Annotated in this window: 26 protein-coding genes; 14 read left to right on the top strand and 12 right to left on the bottom strand. The window is 55.0% G+C overall.

What is annotated here, in order from left to right; all coding sequences use genetic code 11:
- The 3 genes from ACTHYN_RS10765 to ACTHYN_RS10755 all read left to right on the top strand — a co-directional run.
- Positions 1 to 395: branched-chain amino acid ABC transporter permease (locus tag ACTHYN_RS10765; protein ID WP_441812453.1), on the top strand; the 395-nt coding region annotated here is incomplete at its 5' end.
- A 7-nt stretch (positions 396 to 402) separates the two neighbouring features.
- The gene (locus ACTHYN_RS10760) at positions 403 to 1,323 is read left to right on the top strand and encodes a branched-chain amino acid ABC transporter permease (RefSeq protein WP_441812452.1); all 921 of its coding nucleotides are present in this window, start codon (positions 403 to 405) and stop codon (positions 1,321 to 1,323) included.
- Between the two features lie 5 nt (positions 1,324 to 1,328).
- Positions 1,329 to 2,270, top strand: coding sequence for an ornithine cyclodeaminase family protein (locus ACTHYN_RS10755; RefSeq protein WP_441812451.1), 942 nt, complete (start codon positions 1,329 to 1,331; stop codon positions 2,268 to 2,270).
- 2 nt (positions 2,271 to 2,272) lie between these two features.
- Here ACTHYN_RS10755 and ACTHYN_RS10750 read toward each other — a convergent pair whose 3' ends face one another.
- On the bottom strand, positions 2,273 to 3,226 hold the full coding sequence (locus ACTHYN_RS10750) for a LysR family transcriptional regulator (protein ID WP_441812450.1): 954 nt from the start codon (positions 3,224 to 3,226) through the stop codon (positions 2,273 to 2,275).
- Between the two features lie 123 nt (positions 3,227 to 3,349).
- Between ACTHYN_RS10750 and ACTHYN_RS10745 the strand changes: the two genes are divergently transcribed.
- A complete protein-coding gene (locus ACTHYN_RS10745; RefSeq protein WP_441812449.1) occupies positions 3,350 to 4,267 on the top strand; it encodes a DMT family transporter in 918 nt (305 codons plus the stop codon).
- On the opposite strand, the gene ACTHYN_RS10740 is transcribed toward ACTHYN_RS10745, so the two are convergent.
- Positions 4,251 to 4,856 (bottom strand): gamma-glutamylcyclotransferase, encoded by a 606-nt coding sequence (locus ACTHYN_RS10740; protein ID WP_441812448.1) that lies wholly within the window; start codon positions 4,854 to 4,856, stop codon positions 4,251 to 4,253. The genes ACTHYN_RS10745 and ACTHYN_RS10740 overlap by 17 nt on opposite strands.
- Before the next feature lie 29 nt (positions 4,857 to 4,885).
- On the bottom strand, positions 4,886 to 5,509 hold the full coding sequence (locus tag ACTHYN_RS10735; RefSeq protein WP_441812447.1) for a MarC family protein: 624 nt from the start codon (positions 5,507 to 5,509) through the stop codon (positions 4,886 to 4,888).
- A gap of 156 nt (positions 5,510 to 5,665) precedes the next feature.
- On the opposite strand from ACTHYN_RS10735, the gene ACTHYN_RS10730 reads away from it, so the two are divergent.
- Positions 5,666 to 7,243: a Re/Si-specific NAD(P)(+) transhydrogenase subunit alpha gene (locus ACTHYN_RS10730; protein ID WP_441812446.1), complete on the top strand. Its 1,578-nt coding sequence runs from the start codon at positions 5,666 to 5,668 to the stop codon at positions 7,241 to 7,243.
- A 12-nt stretch (positions 7,244 to 7,255) separates the two neighbouring features.
- A complete protein-coding gene (pntB, locus tag ACTHYN_RS10725; protein WP_441812445.1) occupies positions 7,256 to 8,653 on the top strand; it encodes a Re/Si-specific NAD(P)(+) transhydrogenase subunit beta in 1,398 nt (465 codons plus the stop codon).
- A gap of 88 nt (positions 8,654 to 8,741) precedes the next feature.
- On the opposite strand, the gene ACTHYN_RS10720 is transcribed toward pntB, so the two are convergent.
- The gene (locus ACTHYN_RS10720) at positions 8,742 to 9,854 is read right to left on the bottom strand and encodes an NADH:flavin oxidoreductase (protein WP_441812444.1); all 1,113 of its coding nucleotides are present in this window, start codon (positions 9,852 to 9,854) and stop codon (positions 8,742 to 8,744) included.
- A gap of 96 nt (positions 9,855 to 9,950) precedes the next feature.
- Between ACTHYN_RS10720 and ACTHYN_RS10715 the strand changes: the two genes are divergently transcribed.
- Both ACTHYN_RS10715 and ACTHYN_RS10710 read left to right on the top strand, forming a co-directional pair.
- Positions 9,951 to 10,421, top strand: coding sequence for a winged helix-turn-helix transcriptional regulator (locus ACTHYN_RS10715; RefSeq protein WP_441812443.1), 471 nt, complete (start codon positions 9,951 to 9,953; stop codon positions 10,419 to 10,421).
- A 157-nt stretch (positions 10,422 to 10,578) separates the two neighbouring features.
- Positions 10,579 to 11,292, top strand: coding sequence for an OmpW/AlkL family protein (locus ACTHYN_RS10710; RefSeq protein WP_441812442.1), 714 nt, complete (start codon positions 10,579 to 10,581; stop codon positions 11,290 to 11,292).
- 118 nt (positions 11,293 to 11,410) lie between these two features.
- On the opposite strand, the gene ACTHYN_RS10705 is transcribed toward ACTHYN_RS10710, so the two are convergent.
- The 3 genes from ACTHYN_RS10705 to ACTHYN_RS10695 form a co-directional block, all read right to left on the bottom strand.
- Complete coding sequence (locus tag ACTHYN_RS10705; protein WP_441812441.1) at positions 11,411 to 12,742, bottom strand: DEAD/DEAH box helicase; 1,332 nt, start codon at positions 12,740 to 12,742, stop codon at positions 11,411 to 11,413.
- Between the two features lie 268 nt (positions 12,743 to 13,010).
- Positions 13,011 to 13,190, bottom strand: a complete 180-nt coding sequence (locus ACTHYN_RS10700; RefSeq protein WP_441812440.1) for a hypothetical protein — start codon at positions 13,188 to 13,190, stop codon at positions 13,011 to 13,013.
- A gap of 101 nt (positions 13,191 to 13,291) precedes the next feature.
- Positions 13,292 to 13,687: a DUF302 domain-containing protein gene (locus ACTHYN_RS10695; protein ID WP_441812439.1), complete on the bottom strand. Its 396-nt coding sequence runs from the start codon at positions 13,685 to 13,687 to the stop codon at positions 13,292 to 13,294.
- 249 nt (positions 13,688 to 13,936) lie between these two features.
- Here ACTHYN_RS10695 and ACTHYN_RS10690 point away from each other — a divergent pair, with 249 nt between their 5' ends.
- Positions 13,937 to 15,004, top strand: coding sequence for a transporter substrate-binding domain-containing protein (locus ACTHYN_RS10690; protein ID WP_441812438.1), 1,068 nt, complete (start codon positions 13,937 to 13,939; stop codon positions 15,002 to 15,004).
- A gap of 39 nt (positions 15,005 to 15,043) precedes the next feature.
- On the opposite strand, the gene ACTHYN_RS10685 is transcribed toward ACTHYN_RS10690, so the two are convergent.
- From ACTHYN_RS10685 to ACTHYN_RS10675, 3 genes are all read right to left on the bottom strand, one after another.
- Positions 15,044 to 16,570, bottom strand: a complete 1,527-nt coding sequence (locus ACTHYN_RS10685) for a flavin-containing monooxygenase (RefSeq protein ID WP_441812437.1) — start codon at positions 16,568 to 16,570, stop codon at positions 15,044 to 15,046.
- A 108-nt stretch (positions 16,571 to 16,678) separates the two neighbouring features.
- The gene (locus ACTHYN_RS10680) at positions 16,679 to 17,392 is read right to left on the bottom strand and encodes an SGNH/GDSL hydrolase family protein (RefSeq protein WP_441812436.1); all 714 of its coding nucleotides are present in this window, start codon (positions 17,390 to 17,392) and stop codon (positions 16,679 to 16,681) included.
- 15 nt (positions 17,393 to 17,407) lie between these two features.
- Positions 17,408 to 17,698 (bottom strand): encapsulin-associated ferritin-like protein, encoded by a 291-nt coding sequence (locus ACTHYN_RS10675; RefSeq protein WP_441812435.1) that lies wholly within the window; start codon positions 17,696 to 17,698, stop codon positions 17,408 to 17,410.
- Positions 17,699 to 17,854: 156 nt separating this feature from the next.
- Between ACTHYN_RS10675 and ACTHYN_RS10670 the strand changes: the two genes are divergently transcribed.
- The 3 genes from ACTHYN_RS10670 to ACTHYN_RS10660 all read left to right on the top strand — a co-directional run bounded on the left by ACTHYN_RS10670 (position 17,855) and on the right by ACTHYN_RS10660 (position 20,797).
- On the top strand, positions 17,855 to 18,907 hold the full coding sequence (locus tag ACTHYN_RS10670; RefSeq protein ID WP_441812434.1) for a histone deacetylase family protein: 1,053 nt from the start codon (positions 17,855 to 17,857) through the stop codon (positions 18,905 to 18,907).
- Between the two features lie 46 nt (positions 18,908 to 18,953).
- Positions 18,954 to 19,535, top strand: a complete 582-nt coding sequence (locus ACTHYN_RS10665) for a TetR/AcrR family transcriptional regulator (RefSeq protein WP_441812433.1) — start codon at positions 18,954 to 18,956, stop codon at positions 19,533 to 19,535.
- Between the two features lie 104 nt (positions 19,536 to 19,639).
- A complete protein-coding gene (locus ACTHYN_RS10660; protein ID WP_441812432.1) occupies positions 19,640 to 20,797 on the top strand; it encodes an iron-containing alcohol dehydrogenase in 1,158 nt (385 codons plus the stop codon).
- 73 nt (positions 20,798 to 20,870) lie between these two features.
- Here the strand turns inward: ACTHYN_RS10660 and rlmE are convergent, their stop codons facing one another.
- Positions 20,871 to 21,491, bottom strand: coding sequence for a 23S rRNA (uridine(2552)-2'-O)-methyltransferase RlmE (gene rlmE / locus ACTHYN_RS10655; protein WP_441812431.1), 621 nt, complete (start codon positions 21,489 to 21,491; stop codon positions 20,871 to 20,873).
- A 169-nt stretch (positions 21,492 to 21,660) separates the two neighbouring features.
- Between rlmE and ACTHYN_RS10650 the strand changes: the two genes are divergently transcribed.
- Positions 21,661 to 22,395, top strand: a complete 735-nt coding sequence (locus ACTHYN_RS10650) for a TrmH family RNA methyltransferase (protein WP_441812430.1) — start codon at positions 21,661 to 21,663, stop codon at positions 22,393 to 22,395.
- A 92-nt stretch (positions 22,396 to 22,487) separates the two neighbouring features.
- Entirely contained in the window at positions 22,488 to 23,156 is a 669-nt protein-coding gene (locus ACTHYN_RS10645; protein ID WP_441812429.1) for a transglutaminase-like domain-containing protein, read from the top strand.
- A 92-nt stretch (positions 23,157 to 23,248) separates the two neighbouring features.
- Here the strand turns inward: ACTHYN_RS10645 and ahpF are convergent, their stop codons facing one another.
- Positions 23,249 to 24,814 carry an alkyl hydroperoxide reductase subunit F gene (gene ahpF / locus ACTHYN_RS10640; protein WP_441812428.1) on the bottom strand — a complete coding sequence of 522 codons (1,566 nt, stop codon included), beginning with the start codon at positions 24,812 to 24,814 and terminating at the stop codon, positions 23,249 to 23,251.
- Positions 24,815 to 24,870 lie beyond the last annotated feature (56 nt).

Raw genomic sequence — 24,870 nt, 5'->3', positions numbered from 1 at the left:
GGTTCTTCATTGAACACACCAAGCTGGGTTCGCGGCTAAGAGCCGGCGTTGAAAATCCGGATCTCACTCAGGCCTTTGGCCTCAACGTTCCGTTAATGGTCACCCTCACGTTCGCCTTCGGCGCTGGCCTTGCGGGTTTGGCGGGGGTGCTGGCCGCGCCCATTTACTCGGTTAGCCCATTGATGGGGGCTGATTTGATTATTGTAGTGTTCGCTGTGGTGGTGATCGGCGGTATGGGCTCGATTATGGGCGCCATTCTCTCCGGTCTTGCGCTGGGTCTTATTGAAGGTCTCACCAAAGTATTCTATCCACCCGCCGCCAGCACCGTGATTTTCTTTTTGATGGTGTTGGTACTGCTGTTCCGCCCGGCGGGACTGTTCGGTAAGGAGAGGTGAGCCACTCATGACCAACCGTATCCTGTTTATTCTGATGCTCATTCTCGGTCTGACGGCACCGTTTTTCGCCTACCCGGTGTTTGTGATGGATCTGCTGTGTTTTGCGCTGTTCGCCTGCGCGTTCAACCTGCTGCTGGGCTATGCCGGGCTGTTGTCGTTTGGCCATGCCGCCTTTTTTGGCGGGGCAGCCTATATCACCGGGTTTGTCACCAAGGAATGGGGCTTCCCACCACTGTTGGGTATATTGGCCGGAACCGGGTTCACGCTGATTCTCGGCGCGATCTTTGGTTTTCTGGCGATTCGTCGGCAAGGCATTTATTTCGCCATGGTCACTCTCGCACTGGCACAGATTATCTATTTTCTGGCGCTGCAAATGCCGTTTACCGGCGGTGAGAATGGGTTGCAAGGCATTCCCCGGGGCGAGCTGTTAGGGTTTATTGATCTCAACCACCCACTCACCATGTACTACTTTGTGTTCGCCATTTTCCTGATCGGGTTTGGCATTATCCACCGCACCATTCACTCACCCTTTGGCGAAGTGCTTCAAGCCATTCGAGAGAACGAACCCCGCGCCCTGTCCCTGGGGTACGACGTAGAACGTTTCAAACTGCTCGCCTTTGTGATTTCTGCCACTCTGGCCGGACTGGCCGGCGCCACCAAGGCCATCGTGTTCCAGTTTGCGGCACTTACCAACGCTCACTGGCAAACCTCTGGCGAAGTGATTTTAATGACTCTGGTAGGCGGGCTGGGCACGGTTTTTGGCCCGGTTATTGGCGCCATCACCGTTGGCGCCCTCAGTCATGAATTGTCGGCCTTTGGCTCCTGGGTGCAGGTCATTCTTGGCACTATCTTTGTCGTCTGTGTGATGGTGTTCAGGCGTGGCATAGTGGGCGAAGTTCAGCGACTGGTCAGCCGGAAAAAGGACTAAGTATTATGCGTGTTATTTCTGCACAAGAGGTTTCCGGCACACTGGCGTGGCCGGCACTGATCGAGCGTCTCGCCAATACATTCCGCCAGGGAGTAGAAGCACCACCAAGGCACCACCACGCCATGCACCGTAAGGATGGCGAGGCCACCATGCTGATCATGCCTGCCTGGGAACAGGCAGGGTATATCGGTATGAAAATGGTCAACGTATTTCCACAAAATGCCAACGCCGGGCTACCAGCCATTTCCGGCCTCTATATTTTGTGCGAAGGCCAGCACGGCACACCCCTGGCGTGCATCGACGGCGGCGCGCTTACCAGCTGGCGCACGGCAGCCGCGTCTGCTCTGGCAGCTCGAGAGCTGTCGCGGCAAAGTGCTTCATCCCTGTTGGTAGTCGGAACAGGTAAATTGGCGCCTATGCTAATCGAAGCCCATGCCACCGTGCGCCCTATAAATAAGGTCCGGATCTGGGGGCGTAATCCGGAAAAGTCAGCAGCGCTGGCAGAACGTTTTCGTGACCGTTTTGATTGTGAATCGGTGACAGATTTGGAAACCGCCGTTGCAGAGGCAGATATCATAAGCTGTGCAACGTTATCGACGGAGCCACTCATTCAGGGGAAATGGCTACAACCCGGCAGCCACCTGGATCTCGTCGGCGCGTTTCGTCCCAGCATGCGGGAAACCGATGGCCGTTGCCTTACTCGAAGCGAAGTATTCGTGGATACCTACGCCGGTGCCAAAGGCGAGGCCGGCGACTTGCTGCAGGCCATGGACGAGGGAGCACTCCAGGAATCCGATTTACGGGCAGAGCTGGCAGAATTGCTGACAGGCACAAAGCCTGGCCGCTCCAGTGACGAGGCGATCACGGTTTTCAAATCCGTGGGGGCATCTCTGGAGGACCTCGCGGCGGCTATCGAAGTATGGGAAGCCCGGGAAGACAAAGCATAGAGTCAGACCGTTTTCCCCCGAAGTCCTCCCGCAATCGCCTGGCTGACCAGCCAATGCCGTAATATCTGGATGCCAGGCTCCCGCCGGCGGCTGGTTTTCCAGGCAAAGTAGAATTTGTCGCCGGTCACCAGCGAATGGCAAGGCAACCGCACAAACTCTTCCGAATCCTCGCGGGTGCTGAGCATGTAGTCATTGGTTAGTGCGATGCCCTGGTGAAAACGCGCAGCCTCAAGCGCCAGCAACATGTGGCTGAAATGTTGTACGCGGGCGCCAGAGGGGATGGATTCTCCTATCGTGTGATACCAGGCCTCCCAATCGCCGGCAGCCTTGTCATAAATACTGTGGGTAGACAGCAAGGGGAATCTGGTTATTTCGGCTGTACTCATAGCGCTTTCGTAACCCCCTGTTGCGCCTCCTTCCCGCTCCAACTCATGACTGATACGTTGCCAGTAGCCCTGACTGCACACAGGGAAAAGCCGCTCGACATACAGCAGCTCGTAACTGTAAGCCGGCGAGTCCCGATGGATAGTGATAAAACAGTCTGCTACGCGGTCGGACAGCACCGGGTTCTCGCTAGTCATTTCCAGCGCCAGCTCTACTTGCGGGTGCAATCTCTGCAAATCCGGCAATCGCGGCACCAGCCAGCGCACGGCGAAAGAGCTGAACAGCGACAACCGCAATCGGGATTCCTCGTGCCCCAGCAATTGTTCACTAGCCCGCTCAATTTGCAGCAAGGCTGTACTGATCGCATCCAGGTAGTGCCGGCCTTCGTCGGTTAGAGTAAGGGTTCGTCCGCTGCGCCAGAACAGTTTTTCACCCAGGTAGGTTTCCAGCTGTTTGATCTGATGGCTCACGGCACTCTGGCTTACCGACAATTCCTGGGCGGCCAGAGAAAAACTGTTGAGGCGGGCAACGGCTTCAAATACGGGCAGGGCTCTAAGAGGCGGAAGCTTCATTATCTATTTATCTAATACCTTATCAATAAACATCATTTTATCGGATATTAAAGCGCAAGTAGACTAACGCTGCCACCTTCTTTGTGTGCGTTCTGTGCAACCCCGAATACCAGGTAAGAAAACATGTCAGGCAAAACCGTAAACAGCGCCATTCTTCTGCTTGTGCTCGGCAACGCCATGGCGTTGATATCCGACGTTTTTATCAAATTGATGGAACCGGGCGCGCCCATTCTCCAGTTCGCGTTTCTGCGTTGCCTGATCACACTTGTGTTTCTGTTGCCCCTGGCCCGGAAAATCGATCGCACAAACCTGTTTGCCGGCGTCAAGGTGCACGCCATACGCGCTCACGTTCATCTGGCGGGTCTGCTATGCATGATTGTGGCCCTGAGCAACCTGCCTCTGGCCACAGCCAACGCGGTATTTTATGCGGCACCGGTTCTGGTGATGGTGTTTTCGGTGATTATCTTCCGGGAGTCCCTGTCGCCTTTGAGCTTATTTGCCGTGTTCAGCGGCTTTGCCGGCATCATCGTTATCCTGCGCCCGGTGGAGTTCAACTGGGCGGCTATAGCAGCGCTGGGCTCGGCGATTACCCTGGCCATCAATGCGTTGATGGTGCGCAAGCTGCCCGAGGGCCAGACTACGGTGCACAAGTTGTTTCTTAACTACTTGCTGGTAATTCCCGCATCTGGATTGCTGGCAGTTTGGGAATGGCAACAGGGGGCCTCCTGGCACCCGGACATTCTTTTTACGGCAACCGCGTCAGCATTATTCATTCTGGGCTACAACATCACGGTTTTGTTGGCCTACCGTCAGGTTGATGCAAACCTGGTGACCAGCGCCGAATACACGGGCTTGATATGGGCAGTAGGTATCGGCTGGATCTGGTTTAACGAGGTGCCAGACTGGTGGTTCCTGTTGGGCAGCATGATGGTTGTGGTGCCGTTGGTGTTGATCGGCCTGAACCAACGTCGGAAATCGCCGCCCAGGGGGTTTAACCCCGCCACAAGGCAGGAAAAAAAGGAAGCTATGGCGGAGACTTGACGCAGCCGGGGGCTGCGTATCCAGCCTGAGAGTCCGCTTTCAGGAACGCTTCGATAGAGAACGTGTGGGTGCATTCGTCGCCCAGTGCTCGTAATGACTCTGCCAATCTGAAGAGATATTCAGTGTTCGGGCCGCTTGGGCCTGCCGCTGTGGCAATCTGACGGGCGATAACAGCTTCAGTGGCGTGGCCAAGAAACGCCTCATTGTCCTCAGTAGCAATATAAACCAACCCTTCCGCTTGGCCGCCATTTTCAAACGTCATGGTCGTGGAAAACCGCAGATACCCGTTCTTCTCCCGCACATCCAAATGCTCGAATACATTCGGTGATACCCGAAACGCCATGCCCTTGCATTCGGACCCCGGTTGTTCGATCAGGGTCGCTACCCTGCCCGGCGCTTCCGGAGTACCCCGGTGATCATGTGACCCCTGCCAGAATCTACGTGCCCAGCCCTGAATAGACGCGGGGCGCTGTTCCAGGAACGGGAAGTCCACCTTGTAAATCAGCGAGCCATAGCCAAACAACCAGATCGAATCGATGCCGGAGAAATCCTGTCGGTTGCGGTTGTGCTCTGTGGTGTCGGTGGACATCGCGGCTCCTTAAAGTCATGTGCTGGCCATCAGATATTGGCGATAAAGCCCGTAATACCAGTCAGGACAATTTCTGCTGCCATGGCAGAGAGAACAAGGCCACTGATTTTAGAAAGGATATTCAGGCCGGTTTTGCCCAGGGCTTTTTCCAGGTAGCCGGATAAGCGCAGCAGCACGGCTAAAATGAACAGGCCCGAAAGCAAACCAAACAGGCCGCCAGCCACTTCTGGTACCTGTTTGAGTTCCGCACCGTATACCAGAATGGCACCAATGGTGGCAGGGCCTATCATAACCGGTACTGCCAGTGGTACGACTGCTATATCGTCACGCTCTTCGTCAGGCAAGCCGGTGGCATGGTTGCGGGTGCCACTGGTGACCAGGCTGATAGCCGTGAGGAACAGCAGCGTGCCAGCACCTATGCGAAAAGAATTCAGCGTAATACCAATCGCACTGAAAAGCAGCGGGCCGCCAAAAAATAATATGACGCCCATAACGGAAGCGGCGACGCAGGCCCGGCGAATAATTGAGGCTTTTTCAGCAGCCGGCAACCCGCGAGTCAAGGCAATAAACATGGACACCGCAAAGAAAGGTGCCAGCAGGAACAGAAAGCGGATTGTACTGCTAATGTATGTGCTGAAAAACATCTCAAACATCGAAAAATTCCAGTCTGTGATAAGCAACAAAGCTTAGCTCTTAATCCGGTTTTTTGCCGTACGCAACAGAACCTATGATGCAAAAATATTGAATTTTCGCGGGCATATAGGTAGTTTTAACTACATCCTTTAGTCTAACCAAAGAGACCTCCCATCGTGAAGATTGGTATTCCGAAAGAGATATTTACAGATGAACGAAGGGTTGCAGCCACACCGCCTTCAGTACACAAACTGATTAATCTCGGCTACGACGTCACAGTTGAGACAGGCGCAGGCGAAGCGGCGCACTATCGCGACGAAGCCTACGAAGCCGTGGGCGCAACGATCGTTGCAGACACCGGCTCGTTATGGAGCGAGGCTGATTTCATTCTGAAAGTTCGTGCCCCTATGCAGAACCCTACACTGGGCAAGCATGAAGCTGAACTGATGAAGGAGGGAGCGCTTCTTGCCAGCTATATATGGCCGGCCCAGAACGCGGAGCTTTTAAAACAGTTAGCTGACCGCAAAATAACCACATTCGCCATCGACAGCCTGCCGCGCATCAGCCGGGCGCAGAAGATGGACGCGCTCAGCGCCATGGCCAACATCGCCGGCTACCGTGCCGTGGTGGAAGCGGCCAACCATTTCGGCCGCTTTTTTACCGGCCAGGTCACCGCCGCCGGCAAGGTACCGCCAGCCAAGGTGATGGTGATTGGTGCCGGTGTTGCTGGCCTGGCCGCCGTGGGTGCGGCCAACAGCCTGGGCGCCATAGTGCGGGCCTTCGATACCCGGCTGGAGGTGAAGGAGCAGATCGAGAGCATGGGCGCCGAGTTCCTGCAGCTGGACTTCGAGGAAGAGGAAGGCAGCGGCACCGGCGGCTATGCCAAACAGATGAGCGACGAGTTCATCAAGGCGGAAATGGCGCTGTTCGCGGAACAGGCGAAGGAGGTGGATATCATCATCACCACCGCGCTGATTCCCGGCAAGCCGGCCCCCAAGCTGATCACCGCCGAGATGGTGAAATCCATGAAACCCGGCAGTGTGATTGTCGATCTGGCCTCCGAGCGCGGCGGCAACTGCGAGCTCACCGAGCCCGGCAAGATTGCCCACCAGCATGAGGTCACGCTGATTGGCTACACGGATCTGCCCAGCCGCATGGCCAAGGTGGCCAGTGACCTGTACGCCACCAACCTGTTCCACCTGATGACCGAGTTGACCCCGGAGAAGGATGGCCAGCCCCGGGTGAACATGGAAGACGACGTGATCCGCGGCCTGACCGTGGTGCACCAGCAGGAAGTGACCTGGCCACCCCCCCAGCCCGAAACCCCGGTCAGCCCCAAACCGGCGCCGGGCACAGAAGAGCCTTCCGCAGAACAGAAAGCGGCGGCGCGCAAGGAATCGGAACGCCGCAGCCTGATTGGCAAAGCGGCCCTGCTGATTGTCACGGTAGCCGCCCTGTACGGTGTGGGTGCCCATGCGCCGGAGAGCTTCCTGCGCCACTTCACGGTGTTCGTGCTGGCCTGTTTTATTGGCTGGCAGGTGGTTTGGAATGTAACCGCATCCCTGCACACCCCCTTGATGAGCGTAACCAATGCCATTAGCGGCATCATTGTGATTGGTGCCATTTTGCATCTCGCCCAGGCGCAAAGCGTGGTGGTCGGGATTCTGGCGTTTGTAGCGGTGCTGATCGCCAGCATCAACGTGGGGGGTGGCTTTCGGGTTACTCACCGTATGCTCAAAATGTTTCGCAAATAAGGGGTGACCACCATGAGTACCGGACTCGTTACGGTGGCCTACGTGGTCGCCAGCATATTATTTATTCTCAGCCTCGGAGGCCTTAGCCACCAGGAATCTGCACGCAGGGGCAACCTTTACGGGGTTGTCGGTATTTTCATCGCACTGCTGGCCACCGTGGCCAGTGTCAGCGACAGCGGTATTGTCGCCATCATCATCGCCGTGCTGGCAGGGGCGGGCATTGGTATCGCCATTGCCAATCGTGTGGAAATGACCCAGATGCCGCAACTGGTGGCGCTACTGCACAGTTTTGTTGGTATGGCAGCGGTTCTGGTTGGTTTCTCCGGCTACATAGAGCCGCTGGCTGCCACCTCGGGGGCCGAACACACCATCAAACTGGTGGAAGTCTTTGTGGGTATCTTTATCGGTGCCGTCACCTTTACCGGCTCGCTGGTGGCCTGCGGCAAACTGGATGGCCGCATCGACAGCAAGGCGCTGACCCTGCCCGGCCGGCATCTGATGAACCTGGCCGCCATTGCGGTATCGGTGGTGCTGGGTTGCTGGTTCCTGAGTACCGATAGCCTGGCCCTGGGCCTGCTGGCCCTGGTACTGATGACGGTGATTGCCTCTGTGCTCGGTATTCACCTGATCATGGCCATTGGCGGCGCCGACATGCCGGTGGTGGTGTCCATGCTCAACAGCTACTCGGGCTGGGCCGCCGCCTCCATTGGCTTCATGCTGGGCAACGATCTGCTGATTGTCACCGGCGCCCTGGTGGGCAGCAGCGGTGCCATCCTCAGTTACATCATGTGCAAGGCTATGAACCGCTCGTTCATCAGCGTGATCCTGGGTGGCTTTGGCCAGACCAGCAGCAGTTCTGCCGCCGCTGGTGATGATGGCCAGGTAGCCCTGGAAACCAGTGCTGACGAAGTGTGCGAGGAACTGCGCAACGCCGATTCGGTGATTATTGTGCCCGGTTACGGCATGGCTGTAGCCCAGGCGCAGAATGGCGTCAGTGACATGACCAAGCTGCTGCGAGACCGCGGGGTGACTGTGCGTTTTGGCATCCACCCGGTCGCCGGCCGCTTGCCCGGCCACATGAACGTGCTGCTGGCAGAAGCCCATGTGCCTTACGACATCGTACTGGAAATGGACGAAATCAACGGCGATTTCCCCGAAACCGATGTGGTGCTGGTGATTGGCGCCAACGACACCGTCAACCCGGCGGCGGCCGAAGATCCGGGCAGCCCCATTGCCGGCATGCCGGTGCTGGAAGTGTGGAAATCCCGGCAGGTGGTGATTCTGAAGCGCGGCATGGCCACCGGTTACTCCGGCGTCGAAAACCCGCTGTTCTTCAAGGACAACTCCCGAATGCTGTTTGGCGATGCCAAGGACAGCATCGACAAGCTGGTGAGCGGCTTGCGGGATTGAAGCGCACCACCACCCAAAAAACACAGCCCCCATCATACGCAAGGTGATGGGGGCTGTGCTGTTACAGGGAGGAAATGCTCACCCGGTCTCAGTACAGTTTTGTAAGAGATTTGCGGGCAAAATCATCAACCTCGCTGATCCGGCCCTCCTTCACTTTGGTAAGCCATTGCGGGTCCTGCAGCAGTGCGCGGCCAACGGCAATCAGTTCAAATTCGTGGTTGTTCATACGCTCAACCAGCTCATCAATACCAGACTGCTCCACCGACTCCTGTTTGCTGGCCATGGTGCCGCTGATAAAATCTTCGGTCAGGCCAACACTGCCAACCGACATGGTGGGCTTGCCAGACAGCTTTTGAGTCCAGCCTGCCAGGTTAAGATTGGAGCCTTCAAACTCCGGCTCCCAGAAACGGCGGGTTGAAGCGTGAAAGATATCCACACCAGCTTCAACCAGCGGCTTGAGGAACTGCTCGAGTTCTTCCGGGCTATTCACCAGTTTTGCGCTGTAATCCTGCTGCTTCCACTGGGAGAAGCGCAGCATAATAGGGAACTCGGGGCCAACCCTGTGACGAACAGCTTCTACAATCTCAACCACAAAGCGCAGGCGGTTTTCCATGCTGCCGCCGTATTCGTCTTCACGCTGATTGGTGCCCTCCCACAAGAACTGGTCAAGCAGGTAACCGTGGGCTCCGTGAATCTCAATACCATCAAACCCAAGGGCTTTGGCGTCCTGGGCAGCATCGGCAAAGGCGGTAACCACGTCATCGATATCTTCTTTGCTCATTGCCTTGCCATTGGGCTTGCCGGGCGCAAACAGGCCAGACGGGCTGTAACCGGGAACCGACGTATCCGGCTCTATGCCCTTCTTGCGTACCGCACCTACGTGCCAAAGCTGCGGAAAGACAGCACCGCCAGCTTCGTGCACGGCATCCGCCACGTTTTTCCAGCCTTCCAGCGCCTCGATACCATGAAACGCAGGCACATTGGGATAACCATTGGCAGCAGTATGATTCACCGTAGTGCCTTCGGTAATGATAAGGCCCACACCCGCCTCTGCGCGGCGCCGGTAATAATCCACGACATTGTCACCGGGCACGCCTGCAGGTGAGAAGTTACGGGTCATGGGCGCCATGGCCACACGGTTGCGAAGGGTGAGGTTGTGCACATCGAACGGTTGAAACATGGGGCCCAGATTCATGGTCATCTCTCCTAATTTGGTCTCTTAAAGCAACTTAATTGAGTGGCGCAACTTTATTTAATATGGTTTTAAGATGCAACCCCATTATGTACACTTACGCACATGGCCAGAAAACGTTTTGATGATTCCAACTGCTCCGTCGCCCGCGCCCTGAACCAGGTGGGTGACTGGTGGTCGCTACTGATTGTGCTGCACGCCATGTACGGCACCCAGCGTTTTGTAGATTTTCAGCAGGGGTTGGGTATCGCCAAGAATATCCTGTGTGATCGGTTAGCACGGCTGGTAGATAACGGCGTACTGAAAAAAGTGGAGGTGGGTGAACACGGCTCGCGCTTCGAATACCGTCTTACTGAGAAAGGCCGGGACCTGTTCCCGGTGGTTGTTGCTTTACGCCAGTGGGGAGACAAATGGAACCCCGCACCAAACGACGCCCCGCTGGATTTGCGTGATCGGGCTACAGGGCAGGCTATCCAAGAGGTTCACGTACAGAACGCAGATGGTGACCCCATCAGCGTGCGGGATGTGTTTGTACCCGGCGCGCTATCAACCGGCACCCCAAAAAACTCCGCCTGACAACCAGCACATATACGTTCCCTGCGTATTTTTTGAGTTGCATCAAACTGGTGCTTCAACCCGCGCTACCAGTTCGGAATTATTGCGTTATATCAAGTTTCCCATCTCTGGAGCCATTAATCTGAGCGCAACAATGATTCAGGTTAAGGAGATGGTTATGTCCCGTTCTTTCAAACTCAGCATTATGGCAGCCGCCATTATGGCCGTAGCTCCCGCTGCCCAGGCATTCGAAGCTGGTGATTTTATTCTACGCGCCGGTGCCGTGCATGTGGCACCGGATGATTCCAGTGATTCAATAACAGTAGGTGGAGCACCGCTTTTGGGCCCCGCGGTAGACGCGAAAGTTTCTGTCGACGCTAATACTCAGCTCGGTCTCCGTGCCACTTACATGTTCACCAGCAACATCGGTATCGGAGTGCTCGGCGCGACACCTTTCAAACACAATATTAACGGGGGCGGTGATCTTCCAGGCGATTTAAAACTGGGCGAAACCAGGCACCTGCCACCGACGTTGACACTGCAGTATTTCCCCATGCGCAGCTCGTCTGCACTGCAGCCTTTCGTGGGCGTGGGCGTAAACTACACGACCTTCTTTGAAGAAAAGACAACAGCAGATCTGAACGGTGCCATTGGTGCTGGATCCAGTGAGCTTGAGCTGGACGACAGTGTCGGTGTTGCCTTTGAGGCTGGCATTGACTACATGTTGAGCGAAAACTTTGGTCTGAACGCTGCGATCTGGTGGGCGGACATCAATACTGATGCCAAGGTCAAAGTCTACGATGACGCGGGGAACTACCTAACACAGACTGACGAGTTCGAAGTCGAAATCGACCCCATGGTCTACATGGTCGGTTTTACCTACAAGTTCTGATAACTGAATGTCACTGCATTAACAGAGCCGGTTGGCGTTTGAAACCGGCAAAGAAAAACGGAGCCTGCATGGCTCCGTTTTTGCTTTTACTCTAAGCAGACAATATACCGGCTCAGGATCACGCGCTCTGGCTTCGACTCTGGCCTGAACGCCCACGCTGGCCATTACCATTCTGGTTACGGCCGCCACTACGCCCTCCTGGCTTGTCGCCGAAGCTGCGGGGCTTGCCAACAGGCCGACCATTCCCGCCCGGATTACCACCACTGCGATTACGGGCCTTGCTCGGATCCGCTTTGGCTTTGGGCTTTGCCGGTAAGTTATTCTTCGGCTCAAAGCCTTCCACTTCCTTGCGCGGCAACTGCTTTTTGATCAGCTTTTCAATCCCGGCCAGTTGCTTGCCCTCATCCGCACTCACCAGCGACAGCGCATGGCCACTCTCGCCAGCACGACCGGTGCGACCAATACGGTGCACATAGTCTTCCGGCACATTGGGCAACTCAAAATTGACCACTTGCGGCAACTGCTTGATATCCAGCCCGCGGGCAGCGATATCCGTAGCCACCAGAACCCGTACCTCGCCCTGCTTGAAGTTCGCCAGCGCCCGCGTACGTGCGCCCTGAGACTTGTTGCCGTGAATCGCCGCTGCCGTGATTCCGTCCCGCTCCAGCTTCTGGGTCAAACGATTAGCCCCGTGCTTGGTACGGGTAAAGACCAACACCTGCTCCCAGCTATTATCCCGCACCAGCTTGCTCAGCAGAGCGGTTTTCTGGCTCTGATCCACTTTGTACACGGACTGTTTTACGGTTTCGGCTGTGGTGTTTCTAACGGCCACATCAATCTGCACCGGGTTGTTCAGCAGGCCTTTGGCCAGGGAGCGAATCTCACCGGAGAAGGTCGCGGAAAACAGCAGGTTCTGCCGCTTGGCTGGCAACAGCGCGAGAATCTTTTTGATATCGCGGATAAAACCCATATCCAGCATGCGGTCGGCTTCGTCCAGCACCAGGATTTCAACCTCGTTGAATTTCACAGCATTCTGCTGATACAAATCCATCAGACGGCCGGGGGTGGCAACCAGTACGTCCAGGCCTTTGCGCAGCTTCATCATCTGCGGGTTAATTTTCACACCACCAAAAACCACAGCGGCCTTGGTGGGAACATATTTACTGTAAAGGTTAACGCTGTCGTGAACCTGCGCAGCCAGCTCCCGTGTTGGCGCCAAAATCAGCACGCGGGGGCCCTTGCCTGTGCGCGGCTTCTCAGCCAGGCGCTGCAACAAAGGCAGTGTGAAGCCCGCGGTTTTACCTGTGCCCGTCTGGGCTGCCGCCATGACATCCTTGCCGGAAAGTACGGCAGGAATAGCCTGTAGCTGAATAGGAGACGGGGTTTCGTAACCCTGGTCGGTGGTTGCACGGACCAGCTGCTCGGATAAACCGAGTGAAGAAAAACTCATATAAGATCAACTCTTGATTGTGCTGCCTCCACGAACACCTGTCTGGCGAATGCGGGCAGAAGCCATGAAAATTCATGGTATAAAAGACGACTACAGTCACGCGCCGGTATCGGGGTGACGTCCTCTGACAGGTCGTATGGATGGTTCGCAACGCGGCTGTGTATGCCGGTAAATGCAGAGTCCTTAGAGGCAGGATGGGCGCACACTAACAGAGGTTTTCGCAATTAGCTATAAGGATTTGTCGTCAGAGCCAGCATCTGCAGGTGCTTTAAACCAGCGCCAATCCGGCCACTATAAATACGGCTTTGGGCACACGCCGCATGTCCTGCCACCCCAGAATCACAGCCAAGCTTACCGCACTGGCACCAAGCCCGGCCATACCGGGAAGAAGCGCCAGAATAGCGGCAATGAGGGCAATATAAGCAAGAGCAGAACGTATCAACTGCAAGGGTGCATTTCCTAAACGACAGGGCCGGAAACCTTAAGGGTTCTGCGCTCTGCCGGATATCCGCAATTATGATGATACCCGTAGCTTCCTTATTTTATCTGTCAGTGGGTTGCCGCCTTGGCAAAACCCGCTAAAGCACCGCTTACTTTTTCCAGCCCGGCATCACAGCCTTCAATCGCATGCCTGGCCTTCAGATACTCTGGATTATTATAGCCAAACCAAACTTGGCCTTCTTCATCTTCCCAAATCAGTGCTTTCTGGGGCAGGTCCACCGCAACGCTCTGGGCACATTGCATCAGAGGTGTGCCTACCTCGGGGTTGCCAAAAATCACCAGCTCAGTTGGCCGCAGCTCCATTCCTGCCGATTCAGATCCCGTCGCATGATTGATCCGGTTCATGACTTTCATACCCTTTTCGTTCAAGACAGCTTCAAGTTTATCCGCCGTAGCCGCTACGCTATGATTACTTTTAACCGCGATTAATCCATCGGCAGCCATAACAACGCCTGAACAAAGTAATAAAATAAAGGGTAAGACAACAATCCTGAAAATGTTCATGGGTCGCGTTCTTTTTTGTGAAATGTGAGCCTGATAATAGACCACTTAGGCCGTGCGAAGGAACCAAACCACTAATCGGGCATTTGCTTTGATCCATCTACGTGCCATTACGTATGAATCATACGCTTAAGCTATTAACCAAAACCGCCAACAAGGAGCGCAGCCCTGCCGACAAGGCTGCAAAAAGCCATGCTTATACGAACTCTGACCTGTATTTTTCTTCTCTCGCTGAGTATTTCCAACCAGACATATGCTCAGGAGCCACCTCTGAAAGTCGGCATATCCACCGTCCCACCCTTTGTAATGGAAACCGATGATGGCCGCTGGGAAGGCATCAGCATTGATCTTTGGGAAGATATTGCATCCGGCATGGAGCGAGAATTTGAATGGGTTCCCATGAGCTTCAATGAGCTACTCGAAGCCGTTGAAAACGATGAAATAGATGTCGCCTTTGGAGCGCTAACCATGACGGCCGACCGGGAAGCCAGGTTTGATTTCAGCCACCCCTTCTATCAGACAGGCCTGTCTATTGCCGTGCCGCCGATACCTGAGCGGGGCCTGCTTAGCAGCCTGAAGGCCTTCATTAGCTGGCAGTTCCTCAGTGCTGTGCTTGCATTGGCTGCATCACTGTTGGTTGTCGGCTTTTTGCTATGGCTGGTTGAACGACGCCGCAACCCAGAGCAATTTGGCGGTTCCGCGGCCCAGGGTATTGGCTCCAGCTTCTGGTGGGCGGCGGTAACTATGACCACCGTTGGTTACGGCGATAAAGCGCCGGTATCGCTTGCCGGCCGGCTAATTGGCTTAGTCTGGATGTTTGCTGGATTGATTATGGTCGCTAGCTTTACCGCTGCTATTACTTCGTCTTTGACCGTAAGCAACCTGCGCACCGGCATTCAAGGTACCGGCGACCTGCCCGGCAAGGTGGTTGCAACCATTTCCAATACAGCAAGCCAGCGCTACCTGGAAGACGAGCACATTCGTTATCAAACCTACCCGGATCTGACTGCTGCGATGGAATCGGTCGTCAGCGGCGAAACCGACGCCATCGTGTACGACCGTGCGTTAATGCAGTATCGAAATCTGCAACTGGGCCCAAAGAAGCTGACGATTCTTCCCGGTGTGTTTGCAAAACAGTTGTACGCGCTGGCTCTGCCAGACGGCAGTCCGCTTAGGGCAGAAATCTCACAAGAAGTGTTAAGGGTAACAGAAGCTGATAGCTGGGCAGGTACCCGGGCGGCCTACCTGGGCAAAGAATAAGTATGCTGGGGCACAGCAATTGCTGTGCCCCAGCAGTACTCAAACGCCAAACAACGCCGAACGCAGAGGCCTTAAAAAGCCACGAGACTGTTGGTCTTGGGCTTTGGTTTTCTTACCATCAAACTCAATGTAACCGTCTTCAATCGGATCAAAACGCAGAATTTTTACGTCTTCCAGATAATTCTGGGACGACTTCCAGGGCCCGTGGGTGCCCTGGCGCGGCAGACGATCTGCAGCACGTTTAATGTAGCCGGCATTTAGCGAACCAAGCACAGTATCTTCACCCAGGCTGTTTTCAGTATCCCTGGCGACCGCCACACGCATCCCATGCCGATCCATGTGATTGATTAGGCGACACATGTATTCGCTGGCGGTATCCGCTTTCAGGGTCCAGGAAATATTGGTATATCCGAAGATCATGCCCGCGTTGGGTAAGCCCTCCACCATCACATTCTTGTAAACCATCTTGTCTTTCAGAACCACTTCCTGGCCGTCTAGTTTTGGTTTGATTCCCCCGAGCATCTGAATATCCAAGCCGGTAGCTGGAATAATAATATCCGCATCCAGTTGCTCCCCGGACTTCAGGCGGATGCCGGTATTGGTAAACCGCTCTATATAATCGGTTGCGATAGACGCAGTGCCGGCTCTCAGGGCTTCAAACAAATCACCGTCTTTCACTACGCACAGGCGTTGATCCCAAGGATCGTAGTCTGGCGTGAAGTGACGCATATCGGTTTGACCACCCACTTGGCGTTTGATAATGCCCAAGAACAAGCAGCGCATGGCTTTCGGGCTTTTGCGAGAGCGCTGATACAAAAACCGGGAAATCGAGATATTACGGGCACGGATTATCCGGTAAGCAAGCTTTGCAGGGAGCACTTTTTGCAGGCCGAGGGTCACCTTATCTGTGGACGGCAAAGGCATCAGATACGTAGGTGACCGTTGCAGCATGGTTACATGGCCGGCTTTCTCCGCCATGGTAGGCACTAGCGTAATCGCTGTCGCGCCACTGCCGATCACCACTACCTTCTTACCCGTGTAATCCAGATCTTCTGGCCAGTGCTGGGGGTGAACAACCTGGCCTTTGAAATCCGCTTCGCCGGGAAAATCCGGCTTATAGCCCTGATCGTAGTTGTAGTAGCCAGTGCAACCTATCAGAAAGCTTGAGGTGTAGATTTCTGTTTTACCGGTTTCCTCATTCTCGGCCATCAGCTTCCAGCACTTATCCACACTGCACCAGTCTGCTGTTTTTACCGCAAGGCCATACTGAATATGCCGTTCAACGTCGTTTTCCTTCGCGGTTTCATGTACATAATTCTTAATGGAGGCGCCATCTGCCAACACCTTGCCACCCGTCCACGGGCGGAAGTTATAGCCGAAGGTAAACATATCGGAATCTGAGCGGATGCCCGGGTAACGGAATAAATCCCATGTGCCGCCTAGCGACTGGCGCCGCTCCAGAATGGCAAATGTTTTGCCGGGACACTCACGCTTCAAATGGCAGGCCATACCAATGCCGGATACACCGGCGCCGATGATCAATAGGTCAAAATGCTGTTCGCTCATAGCCGGCCTCTCAATTCCATTGTCGTTATTCTGGTAATGATTTGAGAGTTACGATAGCGCAACGGGGTATCCGGGATGATTGGCCTGTAGGGTCTAAATGCGCTGATTTTAGGCCAGCCTGCGAATGGCGGCTGCAGAATGTGCCGCCCAAACCCGGTAGGCATCCTGGCCCGGGTGAAAGCCATCTGAGGCCATAAACCCGGGCTCCAAGGGAAAGGACACGCTGAGATACTCAAGGCTCTTTCCTCTGGACGCCCGGCTATTACAGAGGCCTTCCATCAACTCGTTCAGCTGCCTGGCACGCATGCCCAGATACCAGCGCAAGGGTTGCGGCAGCGCAGGAAAAAGATGCATCGGCGGAATAGCGGTAAACAGAACGCGCTTGGCGCCTATTGCGTTTATCAAGCGATCTGAAAGTTCATTCAGAAAAGCAAGCCACTGCCTGGAGCTGGTGCGACCTGTGACATCGTTAACGCCAACAGAGACCAGTACTACATCGTAGTGCTCTTCTGGCGCTGCATTGATCGCGGCTAGAACATCGGCGACCGTGCGACCGGTTTCTGCCAGCAAGCTCCAGTGCACGCAATGATCTGTGGCCAGTTCACGAACAAGTTGGCCCGCCAGCGCATCCTGCTGATTACTCACTCCCACACCAGCCGCAGCGGAATCACCAAGAATAAGTAGCCGCAGTTCCGGCCCTTCGCCAACGCTGCCCTGCCGCTCGCCTTCAGGTTCTGGCAAGCGTGGGGTTACCCGGCGCACATAGTGCCCCTGGCCCATAAGAACAGGAGCCAGCGCAAGCGTCGACAATGGGTACAACATAGCCTTTACGCTCGATTAGTCGTGATGACCAATAGGCCCTTCGGTAAACAGAAATTCCCGCAGGTGTTTATCCATGACCGGGTCTTTGCGACGAATCCACTCCAGCACCATGGCTGCGTGCTCTTTTTCCTCGTCACGGTTGTGCTCAAGAATCGCTTTCAGTTCAGAGTCCTTGCAGGCATCCACTCGCTGGTTGTACCAGTCTACCGCTTCAAACTCTTCCATCAGGGAGCTTACCGCGCGATGCATCTCGCGGGTTGCGTCGGTCAGTTCGCCAACGGGTTCGTGATAACTGTCGTTCGCCATATAAAAACCCTTTATTGGATATATTAATAAGGTATTTTTACCTTCTGGTACGCTTTGACGATAGCTTAAATTGCGCCGCTTAAACACCGGGTTTCATTTGAGCCGCTGCAAGGGCTGTGTCAGAGTCGAGAGTCCAGCTGACCCGGATAATGCCCCATGAAAACCGTTTTTTCACCCCTGCACAGCCGTCGCTCCGTTAAGACCGAGTTGGATGGTGGCGTGTTGATCGAACCCCATGAAAAGCCGTCACGGGCAGAGACCATTCTGGCTCGCGTGAAAGCCCAAACCCTGGGCGAAGTGCTTAAACCCGAAGAGTTTGGCCTGGAGCCAGTAAAGCGGGTACATAAAGCAGATTACGTAGCGTTTCTGGAACACTGCTGGTCCGACTGGGTGGCTGAAGGCAAGCCGGGCGAAGCCATCCCCGCCGTGTGGTGTGGCCGTGGCATGCGGCCACGAGTACCCAAAGATATAGACGGCCGCCTTGGCTATTACAGTTTTGCGGCAGAAAGTTCCATATCTGAGGGCACTTGGGAGGCAGCCTGTGCTTCGGCCAACGTGGCACTAACCGCCCAGAAACTGGTGGCCAACGGTGAACGTGCGGCCTTTGCCCTGTGCCGACCACCCGGCCATCATGCCCACGCCGATCTGTTCGGTGGCTACTGCTTCTTCAATAACGCGGCCATTGCGGCGCAAGCCTTTCGCGATCAGGGATATCAGCGGGTGGCAATTCTGGATGTGGATTTTCACCATGGCAACGGCACCCAGGCCATTTTCTACGATCGCAACGATGTACTGACCATCAGCCTGCATGGTGATCCAGACCTGGTATTTCCTCACTTCCTGGGCTTTGAGGATGAAACCGGAGAGGGTGACGGCAAAGGCTTCAATCTCAACCTCGTTTATCCCCCGGGAACACCCTACAGCATTTGGAGTCGGGGCCTGGAAACCGCGTGCGAGCAAATTGCAGCGTATCAGCCCAACGCACTGGTTATTGCGTTGGGCGTGGATACGTTTGAGGAGGACCCAATCTCGTTCTTCAAGCTGAAATCGGCGGATTACCTGTCGATGGGCAAACGCATTGAACAACTCGGGCTACCTACAGTATTTACGATGGAAGGCGGTTACGATGTGGATGCCATTGGCGTAAACGTTGTGAACGTGCTGAAGGGCTTCGAGAGTGAAAAACCGGAAGTACGGGTTAATAACTAATAAATGACTACTAGACGACCGGTCTAATGGTCATTATAATTTCGCCATGAATCGACATCAAGACACTCATCAACATCTTCTGGAAACGGGGCGCGACATTCTCGCGGTACGTGGTTTCAGCTCTGTGGGGCTGAGCGCCATTCTCCAACAGGCGGGTGTACCGAAAGGTTCCTTCTACCACTACTTCAAATCCAAAGAGAGCTTTGGGCAGGCGGTGCTGGAGGACTATTTTGTCGGTTACATGGAAAATCTGGACGCACGCCTCAGCGATACAAGCCAGTCAGCGCTGGGTCGACTAATGAGCTATTGGATTCAATGGCAGCATCAGTACTGCGGCCCGGCGGGCCTTAAAGATTGCCTGGTGGTAAAGCTGAGCGCCGAAGTAGCCGATCTTTCCGAGGCTATGCGCCTGACTCTCAGAGACGGCACAGAGCGGATTATTGGCGGCATCACCGAATGCCTTGAAGCCGCCATTGCTGAAGGGTCATTGCCCGATCAAAACGCCCAACAACTGGCCGCCGGCCTCTACCAGCTTTGGCTGGGTGCAAGCCTGCTGACCAAACTTCGCAGAGATAGCCAGCACATGGCACACGCCATGGTGATTACCCGGCAACTGCTTAAATCCTGAGCAAACCGCTTATAAACACAGGCTCGCGAGGTCTCATTTTTTCGCCCAAAATATAGACGACCGGTCTATTTCATAATTTACTAACGCAGCATCAGGGAGTACACATGAACAACTTCAACTTTTACAACCCAACCCGCATTGCCTTTGGAGACGGTAAAATTTCCGAGCTCGACCAGTTGGTGCCCCGCGATGCCAAGGTGCTCGTGCTTTTCGGTGGTGAGAGCGCTCGCCGAACCGGTACGCTGGAGGAGGTTAAATCGGCTCTTGGGAACCGCCAGGTGACAGAATTTGGCGGCATCGAGCCAAACCCAAGTTTTGAAACACTGATGAAAGCAGTTGTCCAAGTGCGTGAGCAGAACGCCGACTTTCTGCTCGCCGTAGGCGGCGGATCGGTTATTGATGGCACCAAGTTTGTCGCTGCTGCCGCCGTTTTCGAAGGCGACGAGTGGGACATTCTGCTCAAAAGCGGCAACAACATTGAGCGCGCCCTGCCCTTTGGTTCCGTGTTGACCCTGCCAGCCACAGGCTCGGAAATGAATAAGGGCGCCGTGGTCACCCGTAAATCGCTGCAGGCGAAGCTGCCTTTCCACAGTGATTTGGTGTTTCCGCAGTTCTCGGTGCTGGATCCCACAAAGACGTTCACCCTGCCACTACGCCAGGTAGGCAATGGGGTTGCAGACGCATTCGTACACGTAATTGAACAATACCTGACTTACCCGGCCCAAGCACCGGTTCAGGACCGGTTTGCTGAAGGTTTGCTACTGACACTCACCGAAATCGGCGAACAGGCCCTGGCCGAACCCGATAACTACCAGGTGCGGGCCAGTCTGATGTGGACAGCCACTCTGGCGCTGAACGGCCTGATTGGCAGCGGCGTGCCCCAGGATTGGGCAACCCATATGCTGGGCCACGAATTAACCGCTCTGCACAACCTTGACCATGCCCAGACCCTGGCGATTGTATTGCCATCCATGTTGCGCGAGCGCAAAGCCGCCAAACTCGACAAGCTGGTTCAATATGCCGAACGTGTCTGGAATATCCGTGAGGGCAGTGCTGAGGAAAAAACCGAAGCCGCCATTGCCAAAACCCAGGCGTTCTTCGAATCGCTCGGCGTTAAGACCCACCTTAGCGACTACAATCTTGGCGAAGAGCATATAGAACCACTGATCAAGAGCCTGGAAAGCCACGGCATGGTAGCTCTTGGCGAGCACGGCGATGTCACACCGGATATGTGCCGCCGGGTGCTTCAAGCAAGCCTGTAAGCCAAAACCCTGTCCTTTTGCGGGGCCCTGGAATTTGCAGGTGCCCCTTTTTTTTGCAGAAACGGCATGGGGATCAGCCCTTGAAACCCTTGCCAACAATGTACACTTCCCGGGAGCGAGCGCGGGACGAATCCGGCTTGCGCACCACCACTTTGTCGAACACGGCTCGGGCGGCTTTCAGATACTCATCGTAGCCTTCACCCTGAAACACCTTGGCCACAAAGCTGCCTTTGGGCTTGAGCACCTGGCTGGCCATATCCAGCGCCAGTTCCACCAAGTACATAGAAGATGCCTGATCGGCCACCGTTACCCCACTGATATTCGGAGCCATATCAGAAACCACTACATCTACACAGCTATCGCCCAGTGTTTCCATAATGGCATCAAACGCCGCATCTTCAGTGAAATCGCCCTGAACAAACTCTACGCCGGCAATGGCATCCATAGGCAAAATATCGGAGGCCAGCACCCTGCCCTTGTGGCCTACCAGATTTGCCGCTACCTGCGACCAGCCACCCGGCGCCGAGCCCAGATCCATCACCACCATGTTGGGGTGAATCAGCCTGTCCTTCTTGTTGATTTCAAGAAGTTTATAACTGGCCCGGGAGCGATAACCGTCTACCTGCGCCTGCTTCACGAAGGGATCGTTTACGTGCTCATCCAGCCAGCGGCCACTGCTTTTGGAACGTGCCATAGGGACTCTTTAAAGTAGACCAAATTAAAACGGATCAAAAAGAACATAAAAACGGAAGGCGTTGATCGGCCATTGTACGTGGCCCGCTCTCTCCCGGCAAAATCCTGACAACCGCCCCGGTCGCACGTACAATTGCCCCGCAACCCCGACAGTCAACGCGAATCACGCCATGAAACTGGATGACATCAAAAAGCTGCACCAGAAAAAGTACCGCCAAGCGCTGGGGCACTACCTTGTGGAAGGCGAACACCTGATTCTGGAATTACAAAAGGCCGCTGGCCGCCAGCCAGAGCTGCAATCTGCAGAGTTGTACGTAACCGAGGCCTACGCAAACTGGCAAGGCCAGTTTCGAACCCATGTGATTAACGATCGCCAGATGGCCCAGCTGGCTGATACCCGCGCGCCTCAAGGCATTTTGGCGGTTGTGCCGATGCCTGCGAACGGCGCCAGGGCTGTTGCAGTCGAGGGCGAAAAAGCCATTTACCTGCACGAAGTTCAAGACCCGGGTAACCTCGGAACTGTTTTGCGCACTCTGGCCTGGTTTGGCGGTTTTCGATGCCTGCTAAGCCCCGGCAGTGTTGATCCCTACAACCCGAAAGTGGTGCGTGCCAGCATGGGCGCTATTTTTCACGTGCCGCTGGAAACCGACGTGCCTCTCACCGACTTGGCCAGCCGATTCAATTCAATTGCCTGTCTCGACCTGAACGGCCACTCGCTGACAGCTGAGCCATTCCGCCAGCACGATTGCTATGTGTTCGGCAACGAAGCCCGGGGCGTACCGCAAGAAGCGCTAACACAGTTAGCTGCCAGGCCCTATACCATTCCCGGCAAAGACGAGATTGAATCTCTCAACCTGGCCTCAGCGGTTAATATGTGCGCGTACGAGTTGATGCGAAGCGTATAGTTCACATTTATTTTGGTGGTTTTCGTCATTGCCTGTAGCTTGCTAATCAGACATGCTCGAAAACCCAAGCCTTTACCGGATGCACAACAACAATGAAACGCTACCTTGAGCCTACTGCTTTTTTTGATTACAACCAGCCCGAACTGAAGGCCTGGATAGCCGCCCGGCTTGAAGGCGTGGCGGATAATCCGGTGGAGCAAACAAAAGCTCTGTATCTCGCAGCTCGAGATGAGGTGAGCTACAACCCCTACGTATTTCGCCCAGAACCGGAAACCTTCAGTGCCAGCTATGCCCTTAAAACCGGCGAGAGCTATTGCATCCCCAAAGCGGTTTTACTGGGTGCTGCAGCAAGGTCTATCGGCATTCCCAGCCGCTTGGGCCTCGCCGATGTGCGCAACCACCTCTCAAGCCCAAAACTGATTGAGTGGCTGCGTTCAGACATTTTTCGCATGCACGGGTTTATCGAACTCTATCTGAACGACCGCTGGGTGAAGGCCACCCCCGCCTTTGATAAACAGCTATGTGAGCTAATGAAGGTGGAACCGCTGGCATTTGATGGCGAAAGCGATTCCATTTTTCAGGAATATACCGAGTCCGGGGAAGCACACATGGAGTACGTAAACGATCACGGCGTTTTCGACGACGTGCCCCACGAATTTATTGTTACTGGCGTAAAAGCCGCCTACCCACACCTGTTTTCAGAACAAGGCGAGCCCGAATTCATTGACGGAAGCCTGACGCAAGATGTTTCCCAAGGCTGATACGAAAAAAGGCATTCGCCTGTAGAGCAAATGCCGCGTTCAGAATACAGCCGGGGCTTGCACCCCGGTTTTTTATTGCCTTGCCAGTGCCTTTACTCCACCGAGCTGCGAATCAAGTAATCAAACGCACTGAGGGCCGCTTTCGAACCCTCGCCCATGGAGATCACAATCTGCTTGTAAGGCACCGTAGTGGCATCCCCGGCGGCAAACACACCAGGAATAGAGGTCTCTGCGCGGTCGTTAACGATAATTTCACCATGCTGGCTCAGCTCAATATCCCCTTTCAACCATTCGGTGTTAGGCAATAGACCGATCTGCACGAATACGCCCTCCAGAGCCACGTGGTGACTCTCGCCAGTGTTGCGGTCGGTATAATTCAGCCCGCTCACCCGGCCATTTTCCCCAAGGATCTCGGTGGTCTGGCCCGAGGTGATAATGTCCACGTTGTTCAGGCTGCGCAGCTTTTTTTGCAGAACATCGTCGGCCCGCATTTCGGCACCAAACTCAATCAGGGTTACGTGGCCCACAATACCCGCCAGATCAATAGCCGCTTCCACGCCGGAGTTACCGCCACCAATCACTGCCACATGCTTGCCTTTAAACAGCGGACCGTCACAGTGCGGGCAGTAAGCCACGCCCTTGTTGCGGTATTCGGCTTCCCCCGGAACACCCAGCGGGCGCCAACGAGCACCGGTAGACAACACCACTGAGCGGGCCTTCAGGGAGGCGCCATTGGCCAGGCGAATCTCGTGTGGCATGCCGCGATTGGTCGCCGGAATCAGCTTTTCGGCTATCTGCATGTTCATGATATCTACATCGTATTCCTTAACGTGTTGCTCCATGGCAGCAACCAGCTTCGGGCCTTCGGTGTAGGGCACGGAAATCAGGTTTTCGATACCCATGGTGTCCGCCACCTGGCCACCAAAACGCTCGGCGGCGATACCCGTGGAGATACCCTTACGCGCCGCATAAATAGCCGCTGCGGAGCCTGCCGGGCCACCGCCAATCACCAACACCTCAAAGGTGTCTTTCTGGTTGATCTTTTCGGCTTCTTTCTCATCTGACTTTGTATCCAGCCGGGCAACAATCTCTTCCAGAGTCATTCGGCCCTGGCCCCAGGACTCACCGTTCAGGTAAACGCTGGGTACCGCCATCACTTCGCGTTTTTCCACTTCGTCCTGAAATAACGCGCCATCAATGGCCGTGTGACGCACCCCGGGGTTGAGAACGCTCATCAGGTTCAGGGCCTGAACCACGTCCGGGCAGTTCTGGCATGACAGGGAAAAATAGGTTTCAAACTCGAAATCACCCTCCAGCTGCTGGATCTGCTCGATGACATCCTGCGACGCCTTCGATGGGTGGCCGCCTACTTGCAGAAGGGCCAGCACCAGCGAGGTAAACTCGTGACCCATGGGAATGCCCGCGAAGCGAACGCCCATGTCACTACCCACGCGATTTATGGCGAAAGACGGACGACGTACATCCTCAGACTCTTCCGTGCGCAAGCTGATTTTGTCAGACATCGGCTCGAGCTCTTCCAGAAGCTCTCTCAGCTCCCTGGATTTATCGCCATCGTCATAGGCGGCAACCAGCTCAATCGGCTGCTGTAGCTTTTCCATGTAGGCTTGAAGTTGCTGCTTGATATTGGCATCCAACATGTTTCGTTTCCCCTTCAGGTTCTTTAAACGGATCTTTGAATCTTCAATCCGGAATG

It is taken from the genome of Marinobacter sp. (genome assembly GCF_052091845.1).
GTDB lineage: Bacteria > Pseudomonadota > Gammaproteobacteria > Pseudomonadales > Oleiphilaceae > Marinobacter.
Note: the sequence above shows the minus strand (reverse complement) of the source record. Positions and strands in the feature narration are given on the sequence as shown.